Annotated in this window: 6 protein-coding genes and 3 pseudogenes; 2 read left to right on the top strand and 7 right to left on the bottom strand. The window is 69.7% G+C overall.

The window, feature by feature from the left end:
- Window positions 1-18: 18 nt before the first annotated feature.
- The 6 genes and pseudogenes from ACWGJ5_RS37130 to ACWGJ5_RS37105 all read right to left on the bottom strand — a co-directional run bounded on the left by ACWGJ5_RS37130 (window position 19) and on the right by ACWGJ5_RS37105 (window position 3,560).
- On the bottom strand, window positions 19-384 hold the full coding sequence (locus ACWGJ5_RS37130; protein WP_453314028.1) for a hypothetical protein: 366 nt from the start codon (window positions 382-384) through the stop codon (window positions 19-21).
- Window positions 375-575, bottom strand: a pseudogene (locus tag ACWGJ5_RS37125) (IS110 family transposase); the annotation flags it as partial. The gene ACWGJ5_RS37130 and the pseudogene ACWGJ5_RS37125, both read right to left, overlap by 10 nt.
- 251 nt (window positions 576-826) lie before the next feature.
- The gene (locus ACWGJ5_RS37120) at window positions 827-1,420 is read right to left on the bottom strand and encodes a hypothetical protein (protein WP_453314027.1); all 594 of its coding nucleotides are present in this window, start codon (window positions 1,418-1,420) and stop codon (window positions 827-829) included.
- 89 nt (window positions 1,421-1,509) lie between these two features.
- Window positions 1,510-2,621: pseudogene (locus ACWGJ5_RS37115) on the bottom strand (transposase).
- A 94-nt stretch (window positions 2,622-2,715) separates the two neighbouring features.
- Window positions 2,716-3,103: pseudogene (locus ACWGJ5_RS37110) on the bottom strand (IS110 family transposase); the annotation flags it as partial.
- Window positions 3,104-3,254: 151 nt separating this feature from the next.
- Window positions 3,255-3,560, bottom strand: a complete 306-nt coding sequence (locus ACWGJ5_RS37105) for a hypothetical protein (protein WP_453314026.1) — start codon at window positions 3,558-3,560, stop codon at window positions 3,255-3,257.
- A 512-nt stretch (window positions 3,561-4,072) separates the two neighbouring features.
- Between ACWGJ5_RS37105 and ACWGJ5_RS37100 the strand changes: the two genes are divergently transcribed.
- Entirely contained in the window at window positions 4,073-4,195 is a 123-nt protein-coding gene (locus ACWGJ5_RS37100) for a hypothetical protein (protein ID WP_453314025.1), read from the top strand.
- A gap of 528 nt (window positions 4,196-4,723) precedes the next feature.
- On the top strand, window positions 4,724-5,119 hold the full coding sequence (locus tag ACWGJ5_RS37095) for a hypothetical protein (RefSeq protein ID WP_453314024.1): 396 nt from the start codon (window positions 4,724-4,726) through the stop codon (window positions 5,117-5,119).
- A gap of 225 nt (window positions 5,120-5,344) precedes the next feature.
- Here ACWGJ5_RS37095 and ACWGJ5_RS37090 read toward each other — a convergent pair whose 3' ends face one another.
- Window positions 5,345-6,427 (bottom strand): PP2C family protein-serine/threonine phosphatase, encoded by a 1,083-nt coding sequence (locus ACWGJ5_RS37090; protein ID WP_453314023.1) that lies wholly within the window; start codon window positions 6,425-6,427, stop codon window positions 5,345-5,347.
- Between the last annotated feature and the right edge of the window lie 1,210 nt (window positions 6,428-7,637).

The raw sequence follows: 7,637 nt of genomic DNA, 5'->3' as shown, positions 1-7,637 counted from the left end.
TGAATGTCTTGTGGGCTCTCATCCGTGACGGACAGTGCTACCAAGCCAACCTCCCCGTCGCCGCGATGGCTTGACAACATCATTAGGAGGTGAGTGGCTGCGAAACCGGGTCTCGATCGCCTTGTCGAGCCCGGCGACCTGCTGGTTGAGGCCCATCACCTCCTTCGCCGGCGTGCGCACCAGCTCGGAGGCCAGATCCTCCCCAGGCAGGCTGGTGTGTTGTCGCTCGGCGGCCTGTACGGCGGTCTCCGCAAGCCGGTCCGGGCGGACGACGTGCCGGTTGCACAGCCATGTCTCGAGCCGCTGGGTGGGGATCCGGCGGATGGCCGCCGGGGTCCGGTAGCCGACCAGCAGAGTGAGCGGAAGGATGTTGGTCAGGTCCACCGCCCTTTCCAGGCCGGGAAGATGCCGGTGAGCTGGGCTCGCAGGCGGTGGACCCCGCGGGGGCGATCGGCGACCAGGTCCATGGGCCGCCCCGTGAGGAGCTTGAGGTTGGTGATCGTGCCGTCGTCGACGCGCAAGGGGCGCAGGTCGCGCCGGACGCGGACCTGGTCGGCGATGACGGCGATGTCCTTGGTGTCGGTCTTGCCTCGCCGCGGTGGCTCTCGGAGGCGCGGTGGATGGCCCGGCCGGAGATGTAGTGCTCCGGCTGGGCCTGGTTGAGGAGGATCGCGATGGCCAGGACGGCTCCGCCGCCAGCCAGGTCGAGCCCCAGGTCAAGTGGTCGCTCAGAGAAGGACTTCGGCAAGGAGTGCGAGCAGTTCGGGCTCGTGTCGGCGACGCGACGCGACAGCAGCCGGCGTTTGACTGGCGGGGGCGGCTGGGGTCAGTGGCCGCCTGCCGGTGGCTCGCAGCCGGTGCCATCGGGGTAGCCGCCGAAGGCATCCGCCTTGGTGGCGTCACTGCGCATCGTGCCCTCGACACACCAGGGAGAGGCGCCGATGTCGATGAGGAAGCCGACCCCGGTGGGGCCGTCGGGGTACGCCTGCACCTTCCCTGCGGAATAGCCGAGGTTGACGAGCGCGCTGCGGACGCTGTCCGGGGCGAAATCGCCGCGCCGGCGTAGCGGTTCGAGTGCGTTCTTGACACGTCGGACCGCCGCGAGTCCGTCGCAGCGGCTCTGGCCGTGGAGCGGCAAGGGCACTCTGAAGCCGTGGTTTTCGGCGTAGTGGTCGGTGGGCGGCACGGTTGAGCTGGGGGTGGTGGCGGCCGTGGGCGCCGCCGCTTTGGGGCTCTCGCCGGGGCAGGGGAAGTCTGCTGGTGTACTCGGCGTCGATATGCCGGTCGGCGTTGGATGGGAACGCCGGTACGCGTCGGCCGTATCCCCTGCCCGCTGCGTTCCGCACCCCGCCGCCAGCAGGACCATCACCGCCAACGGCAGCATCCCGAGCCGGGTCCTCGTCTTCCTCAGCGTCGTCATCCCTTGATCCTCCCCCGCACCTCGGTGGGTGTCATGAGTACTTTTACTCATCGGGACACACCCCCCGGTCGGCCTTCGGCGGCAAACCATCAAGCTTCGGTCGCACAGGTCAGCCGGCACGAGCACACCGCTGAACCGGTTGTGTGATTCGTGGCTTGTCTGCGGCAGTGGCCGGCTTGGGGCTCGGGCCTGGTGGCGGCGTCGCTGGTCGGACCAGCGGAGCCGGTACGCCACATCGTGAGTGGGCGGGACGACCAGCGTCGTGAATATTCGCTGGGTCTCGTTGCAGGTGAGTGGGATCAGCCCGTCCGGGGCGGGATGGCGGGCGTGTTCGCCGGCGCGGACGAAGGCGTGGGCGTGGGCGAGCCTGCCCGGGTGACCCAGCGGACCCAGGAAGTGGAGCGGCGGACGTGGTGTTCGTCCAGTCCCTTTCCGGTTTGAAAGGTCTCCTCCACCCGCCATCTGGACCCGGCGACGCGGACCAGCGTGGCCAGGGGCACCGGGGCAGGCGACCAACAGCGACAGTAGGCGAGTTCACCAGTGGTGCGGGCTACGGCGGGTCAGCAGTTGGTGTGCGCCGGGCCGGGGTTCGGCCAGGCTGATGATGGCCCGGCCGTAGAACCGGTGGCCCCAGGCGCCGGCCCCTGCCGACAGCTTCTGCCAGGCCCGCTTCGGCGCCTTCGCGGTCGGGCCGTCCGCGCGGAACTTCCCCGCGGCGGTGGTGACTTCAGCTTGGTTGCGAAGGCGGTGCTTTCGCCCAGGCCCGCTGCCCGGCAGCGGTCCGGGGCGCACGTCGACGAACGCGGCACGTACAACTCGCGGTCCACCGCCGTGTGTCCGCGTGGACGAGGTAGACGGCGACCTGCGCGTTTTCGATCTGCCCGGCGGTGTCGGTGCAGTGGCACTGGACCCCGATCCTAGAGGTTCCCTTCTTCAGGTCGCCGGCCTCGTCGACCACCAGGACCGCCTCGTCGTTGTGGAGGTTTTCCACGACGTAATCGCGAACGCCGTCCCGGACGGCGCAGGCGTCCCAGGAGGCACGGCGCAGCATGTGCTGCATGCCGTACGGGCCGGCCCCTCCGGCCCACTCGGCGATCGTCCAGCAGTTCTTGTGCGGCAGATCTGACAGGAGTCCGAGCACCAGCCGTGCCGCCGGTCGACGCGGTTCGACTCGTGCGAACCGGTCCGCCAAGTGCCCCATCAGACCGTCGAAACGGGGAGGCAGCCACCGTCAAGGTCCGTCACCAACCAGCGTCGGAATCAGGGTTCGCGCGCCTGCCGATGAGAAGGGAGTTACGGCTCGATCTCCAGCTGACGGCGGGATGGTCCAGGCGGGGTCTGAGGACGCCTGCCAGGCTGGGGTGGAACTGGGTGAGTAGGTGCGTGTCCGGTTGGAGGTGCGGGTGGCTTCGAGGGCGAGGTCCTGGTCGAAGCCACCCACGCGGTCACTTCTGGGCTGATCTCGCCGGTCAGCTCGAGCGAGCGTAGGGTGTGCGGCATTGTCCGGGCGGCGTGCGCGATCACTGCGGTGTCCTTCGCGTCTGTCCTTGCCTCGCCCGGATAGAGGCCAGCGATCCGCCGCATGCACTGGCCGGGCAGGTGGGCGACCTTGCACCCGGCATCGCGGGCGACGGTCAGAGGGAGGACGCCGATGGAGGCGGGCCGCAACTTGGGCTCGCCGTTGCAGGCCACCCCCATCCGGTCCCTCCGTCGTCGCGGACACCGGCACATCAGGTACATCAGGCGCTTCGTCATATGGATCCGGGTGCCCGATGGGATCGAGCACCCGGATCCACCCTTTGTTGTCAGGGGTTGCGATCAGTTCTGCTGACACTCAGCCGCCCCAGCCCCAGCCGTGGCCGTGTCCTCCACCCCAGCCCCAGCCGTGGTGGTCGCCCCAGCCCCAGCCCCAGCCGTGGTGGTGTCCTCCGCCCCAGCCCCAGCCGTGGTGGTCGCCCCAGCCCCAGCCGTGGTGGTGTCCTCCGCCCCAGCCCCAGCCGTCGTCCTGGTGGAACGCGACGACGTGCTCGGGCGCGGCGGTGGCGGCTGCATGGGCGGCGCCAGCTCCGGCGGCGATGGCCAGGATCGGTGCCGCCGCAACCGCGACAGCCACTCTCTTGATACGTGTGCGCGCCCGCATAGTCAGCCTCCTTTCCGAAGGCGTGCTTGATTTTCTGGCGGCCTCGAGGGGCCGTCCCCTGCGCTTCAGAGCCTGCGGGTGGCTCTGTGCGTTGCTCGCCGCCCGCGAAGCGCGTCAGGCGGCGGACCATCATCTCCGACATCGACCATGAAGGTTTCCGAAACTTCTCGGTTCATGTTGTCGTGGAGATGGTTTTGCTTCCTGTGAATTCATACGGAAATGACGTTCGTCGGGATTGCTCCGCCGTCGAACTCACCATGCGACGGTTTCTGATTACGCCGAGCAGCCCGCGGGGCGGAGGGGGCGAGCGGGGTCGTGGGCCCGAAGGGGACTCATTCCTACCGCCAGCGGTGGGGCATCCGCATGGACGACCAGGTGCTCGGGCAGGTCCGCCGGGCTCCGGGGCGCACTCGACGCGGTGGTCGTGGCCCTGGACGTGGCAGGCGGTGACGCGGGCCTGGGCGGAGTGTCGGCCTGGTGCGTCGGTCATCCGAAGCTGGTGGGGACGGAGCATGTCGACACCGGCTTGCTCGGTGCCGGTGGTGAGGGCGCTGCACCCCTCCAGCACCAGCGCCGACAGCGACACCTCGTCGCCCGCACGGGCGGACCGGCGCGCGGACCGCAGGACGACATGAGGCACGGGACCTCCGAAGTGGCACACACACGGGCCGCCGATGCCGCCCCCACAGCACGCGTCCGCCTGCTCCTCCGCCTTGATGGGGATTCTCGGAAACGGCTCTGTCCGCAGTTCCGTGAACCACGGCTCCTGGTGCGCGAGCAGAGACAGAGGCGCCGATCGCCCGTCTCCGGACCGTAGGGCATGCTGTTGCGGTGAGTGATCCTCGACCAGCATGGCAGGGATGGCTGAACAGCCTGGACGTGTCTCCCAGGTCCGCATGATCCACGAGGTGATCTTGCGAGGGCTCGGAATGTCGGCCCGGACCGGTTCGACGGCGCCCGCGCGGAGGGCGGCGAGGTGTTTGCGCACGACCTGGTGGCTGCCGCGGTAGCCGCGGGCCTGGATCTCCAGGAACAGTCGGGTGCTGCTGACCTGGCCTTGGGCCTCGGTGAAGCGGGCGTTGACGTATGCCTCGAACGGTTCCAGGACGCGACCACGAAGTAGCCGCAGAACGCCGATCTGGATGCGGCCATAGGGTGGCCCGATGTTCGATCGGCTGGAGATCACGGTGCTGCGACCGGGACCGCGTTCCCCCACCCAGCTGCGCTTCTGGGTCAACGGCGAGGACGTGGTGGAGCAGGCCGTGGGCCCTGGGGGCCGCGGGCCACGGGCAGCGGAAGCGTTGCCCGTAGGGCTGCCCAGCCCGCTGCGGGCGACGGCTGAGCCGCGCCGTGTGCAGTTGGGCGAGCCGGAGTGCACCGGGGGGTGCTGCGGCTTCCTCTCCGCGGTCGTGCAGCGCATGGGGAATGTCGTGCAGTGGTCGGGCTGGCAGCTTCCCCGTCTGGGGGGCCGACTGCTGGAATTCGATTTCGACGCGGGCGAGTACGACGCAGAGGTGGCCCGCGCCGAGGCAGATTCCGGGTGGCGGTTCTTGGCATGACTTGGTCGGCCGACCCCCGGAAGTCGCGGCGCGAGTGTTCCCCTGCCGACGATCGGAGCGTCGGTCTGCTCACGGTTCGGTACGGCTGCAACGCCGAGCTCGTCTGCCCGGCCTGCCGCGCCAAGGAGCAGTCGGCCACCTGGCCGAGCCGGACGTTCCCACGCCGCGGGTGGTCAGTGTCGATGAGTGGGCCACCCGCAAAGGGCTGCCACTACGGCACCGTCCTCAGAGGGTGCGAGGGCCGTGCAGCCTGCTCTCGCCTCCTTCGTTGAGCCGTTCGACGAGGAGCAGCGCCGCATCGTCGGCCAGGTAGCCGTGGGTGTGCCGGATCAATTCCTGGTGCAGCTGCTCCAGGAACTCTGACGGGCTACAGGGGTGCACCGATTCTGTGGTCTTGGGCAGGGGAAAGAAATCGCCGTCGGGGCTGCGGGCCTCGATCACGCCGTCGGTGTGCAGCAGGAGACGGTCACCGGGGGTGAAGGGGTAGGTCTCCACTGTGGCAGGCGGAACGGTGATGAAGTCTTCCAGGCCCAGGGGCGGCAGTGGGCAGGCGGGGAGGAGGGCCTTGACCTTGCCCTGGCGGAGCACCAGCGGGGGCGGATGCCCGCGATTGACGACCTGGACCTCGAAGGCGTCTGACACCTGAGCCACGAGCGCGGTGACGAAATCCTCGGTCAGATCGTCTTCCTCGGCCTGATCAACCGCGCTGAGCGCCGCCCGCTCGCGTACCAGCGCTGCCGAGCAGTGATTCACCACCTCCACCAGATCCTCGTCATAGTGCGCGGCCTCCCGGAACGCACCCAGCACGGCTGCGGCCAGGCGCACGGCGGGCAGCCCCTTGCCGCGGACGTCTCCCACGATCATCCGGACGCCGTACCGGGTGTGCACGGCCTCGTACAGATCGCCGCCGATCTGCGCGCCCGTCTCTGCCGCGAGGTACTTGCTGGCCATCTGGACGGGACCGAGCCGGGGCGGCACAGGCCGCAGCAGAACCCGTTGTGCTGCCTCGGCGACCCGGCGAACCTGGTTGAGCTCGCGCTGTCTGCGCGTGCGCACTGCACTACTCATGGTGACGCTGGCTGCCGACACTACGAGGAGGGAGATGAGGTTGCTGTAGACCTGGCCTCCCCAGCTGCCGTGGAGGGTGGCCGTGATCACGGTGACGGCGAAGGCTCCGGCCGCTGCTGAAAGAGTGCCTTTGGGGCCCATCGTCAGCGAGGCCAACGCCGGCATGGCGGCGAGGAGAGGACCGGTGATCAGCGCGTGTGCAGGGGAAAGCTCGATCCCCAGCGCGAGCAGTATGATCATGAATGGCACACACTGCGCGAGTCTGAAGAGGACCCGGCTGTGGCCGCCCGCGGCTGATGGACTGGACGGGCGGATGAGCGACCGCATGACTACAGCCTGCCTCCCCGATGTGGGGTGTTCCACCCGGCGCCGTTGTGAGCGCTCGGGAACGCCGTGCGGCCGCTGATGCCGGCCATGTCGTCGGCTCGAGTCCTTTTCCCGTGCAAGCGATCTGCGGTGTGATGCCGCGGCCGTCCGGATGGCCGTCGCACGGAGCCTGGCGCCGCAGTACCACGCTCCGTTCTGCCCAGCCCACCCTGGCCTGCCGGCCCACGGCTGGGTGGGCCGGCGATGGACGCCGACGGGGATCGGGACGCGATTCGTCCGCTCTTCCGTGTCTCCTGCGCCGTCAAGGGCACCTGTCGGCTGCTGTAGCGGCACGGCTGGGGCCGGCAGCAACCCGTCCGGCGGGCCACCGGGCGCAACGACAACGCGGTCGGGGTGCCCACTGGGGCGCGCGGGCTTCGGCCGGGCGGCTGGTCGAGGAGCGAGCGGGGCGTACCGCAGGATCCCGCTGTGAAGTCCACGGGGGCCTGCCGGTCCGGAAGCGGGCATGGCAGAGCTGTCCACGCCGGTGCGGGTGTACGTGGCGGCCGGGCGATGTGCCGAGCCGGAACCCGACCTGCCGGAGCTGGCCGCGCGTCGATGTCGGCATCGCGAGGCGCGGCGTACGGCGCCTCGGCGACCGGTGTGCTGCGCCTCGGGCCGGAGCCGACCGGCACTTCGCGGACAGTTGATTCCCCAGTGGGCCCGACCGCTGCCTGGACAGTGGGCTGCACCGTTGCACCGAGAGGTGCAGCACCCGTCTGCGCGCTTCCGGCGGCTTGCCCATGGGGGGTGAGCCTGGAGCTGTGACCCTTTGCGGTCACGGAGGCCCGAGCCCGTGCCGCCATCGTGGTTCACCGTCGCGGCGCTGCCGCCGAGCTGTCGGCGGTCGATCCCGTCCCATCCGCTGGGCTTCCGCCGACGCGGCACCAACGGCCCGGCGTCCTTCCTGTAGCGCTGACGCAGCTTGCGAGGGACGGAGCGGGACGCTGGGGGCCGTAGCCGGTTCGCTGCCTGCTTGACTGCGTCAGGGGGAAGCTTCTCGGAGTCCGGCGTTGAGCCGGAAAATGGGTTGGGCGGGATGCCGCCCGCTTGGTAGCGTGCGGCACACCGTGACAGGCCGCTA

The sequence above is a fragment of the Streptomyces sp. NPDC054783 genome, assembly GCF_053611725.1.
The sequence above is the reverse complement of the archived record's forward strand: the minus strand, read 5'-3'. Positions and strand labels throughout refer to the sequence as shown.